Genomic DNA, 2,846 nt, shown 5'->3' with positions numbered 1-2,846 from the left:
AACGCAGCAAAAGGGCACCTGGGGGATGCCTTGGCTTCTACAGGCGAGGAAGGACGTGGCAAGCGACGAAACGCTGCGGGGACCGGCTGGCACGGGCTGATCCGCAGGTATCCGAATGGGGCAACCCGGCGGTCTGAAGGACCGTCATTCATGTGTTACGCATGAAGGCTCACCCGCTGAACTGAAACATCTAAGTAGGCGGAGGAAAAGAAAACAATCAGTGATGGCGTCAGTAGTGGCGAGCGAACGCGCTAGAGCCCAAACCAGGCTCGTTACGGCGGGACTGGGGTTATAGGACTTTGCATCAAGCATCATGATCAACACGAATGGTCTGGGAAGGCCAACCGCAGGGGGTGAGAGTCCCGTAGTGATCATATCAGGGTGTGGGCGGAGTATCCTGAGTAGGGGGGAGCCGGAGGGACTCCCTCTGAAGTCGGCAGCACCATCTGCCAAGGCTAAACACTGTAGAAGACCGATAGGGAAGAGTACCGTGAGGGAAAGGTGAAAAGGACTGGGTGTACCAGGGTGAAACAGAACCTGAAACCAGGTGCCTACAAGCGGTCGGAGCCACGTAGATGTGGTGACGGCGTGCCTTTTGCATAATGAGCCTACGAGTAACGGTCACTAGCGAGGTTAAGGAAGTGGACTTCCGGAGCCGAAGCGAAAGCGAGTCTGAAGAGGGCGATGTAGTTAGTGGCTGTTGACGCGAAACTTGGTGATCTACCCATGGCCAGGTTGAAGGGGTGGTAACACACCCTGGAGGACCGCACCGATAAACGTTGAAAAGTTTCCGGATGAGTTGTGGGTAGGGGTGAAAGGCCAATCAAACTGAGAAATAGCTCGTACTCTCCGAAATGTTTTTAGGAACAGCGTTCTGTGTTACCCCACTGGAGGTAGAGCGACCGATTGAATGCGGGGGTGTCATAGCCTACCAACTTGAGTCGAACTCCGAATGCCGGTGGGGGTGCAGGGCAGTGAGGGGCAGGGTGCTAAGGTCCTGCTCCGAGAGGGGAACAACCCAGACCATCCGCTAAGGTCCCCAAGTGTGTGCTAAGTTGAACAAAGGTGGTCCGGCTGCCGAGACAGCCAGGAGGTTAGCTTGGAAGCAGCTATTCCTTTAAAGAGTGCGTAACAGCTCACTGGTCGAGCGGGGCGGGCATCGATAATAAACGGGCATCAAGCACAGCACCGAAGCGGTGGATCATGACCAAGCGAGCTTGGTCATTGATGGTAGGAGAGCATACGGCGGGGGGTGAAGTTGGCGCGTGAGCGCTGGTGGACCGCGTCGTAGAGCAAATGTAGGCATAAGTAACGAGAAGGAGGGTGGGAACCCCTCCCGCCGTAAGACCCAGGGTTCCCGGGCGACGGCAGTCACCCCGGGGTTAGTCGGGACCTAATGGCCCAGCGAAAGCGCCGGTCAGATGGCCAGCAGGTGAATAGTCCTGCACTGCCTTATCGTGTGAATCACTGACAAATTGCCGGACTCTGTGCGTGCTGCGGGAATAGCGCGCTGAGCGGAGGCTACGGCTGAAGCGAACGGGGGAAGGGGGTTTCAAGAAAAGGTGGTGAAACGTCAGCGATGAGGTACCCGTACCGTAAACCGACACAGGTGGTTGGGGCGAATAGCCCAAGGCGCACGAGAGAATCATGGCCAAGGAACTCGGCAAGATAACCCTGTAACTTCGGGAGAAGGGGGGCCTCCTCGCCTGCAAGGGTGAGAGGTTGCAGAGCAAAGGCCCAGGCGACTGTTTACCAAAAACACAGGACTCTGCCAAATCGAGAGATGACGCATAGGGTCTGACACCTGCCCGGTGCTGGAAGGTTAAGGGGGGGGCTTAGCGCAAGCGAGGGTCTGAACTGAAGCCCCAGTAAACGGCGGCCGTAACTATAACGGTCCTAAGGTAGCGAAATTCCTTGTCGGGTAAGTTCCGACCTGCACGAATGGTGTAACGATCTGGGCACTGTCTCAGCCATGAGCTCGGTGAAATTGTAGTAGCGGTGAAGATGCCGCTTACCCGCCACGGGACGGAAAGACCCCGTGCACCTTTACTACAGCTTAGTATGGGGCGCTGGTGACGGATGTGTAGGATAGGCGGGAGGCGTTGAAGCGGTGTCGCCAGGCATCGTGGAGCCAACCTTGAAATACCGCCCTTTTGTCACTGGCTTTCTAACCTCTGAATGGGGGGACAGTACTTGGTGGGTAGTTTGACTGGGGTGGTCGCCTCCGAAAGGGTAACGGAGGCTTCCCAAGGTTTGCTCAGGCCGGACGGTAATCGGTCGGGGAGTGCAATAGCAGAAGCAAGCTTGACAGTGAGGCACACAGGCCGATCTGGTGCGAAAGCAGGGTATAGTGATCCGGTAGCGCTGCATGGGTGGCCTATCGCTCAAAGGATAAAAGGTACGCCGGGGATAACAGGCTGATCTCCCCCAAGAGCTCACATCGACGGGGAGGTTTGGCACCTCGATGTCGGCTCGTCACATCCTGGGGCTGGAGAAGGTTCCAAGGGTTCGGCTGTTCGCCGATTAAAGTGGCACGCGAGCTGGGTTCAGAACGTCGTGAGACAGTTCGGTCCCTATCTGTGGTGGGCGTGGGATGATTGCGGGGATCTGTCCTTAGTACGAGAGGACCGGGATGGACGCACCGCTGGCGCATCGGTTGTATTGCCCAGTGCATGGCCGAGTAGCTACGTGCGGATTGGATAAGCGCTGACAGCATCTAAGTGCGAAACCGACCCCAAGATGAGTCATCCGGTAAGAAAGGCTGTAGGAGACGACTACGTGGATAGGCGGCAGGTGGAGGTGTGGAAACATGCGGAGCCGAGCCGTACTAATGTGCCTGTAAGGTT

The 2,846-nt window shown here is 56.9% G+C and carries 1 rRNA gene; it reads left to right on the top strand.

What is annotated here, in order from left to right:
* The first annotated feature begins 7 nt into the window (after positions 1-7).
* Positions 8-2,846: ribosomal RNA gene (locus tag J2I48_RS28045) — 23S ribosomal RNA — on the top strand.

It is taken from the genome of Fibrella aquatilis (assembly GCF_017353255.1).
Classification (GTDB): domain Bacteria; phylum Bacteroidota; class Bacteroidia; order Cytophagales; family Spirosomataceae; genus Fibrella; species Fibrella aquatilis.
This window is presented reverse-complemented; position numbering and strand designations above follow the sequence as displayed.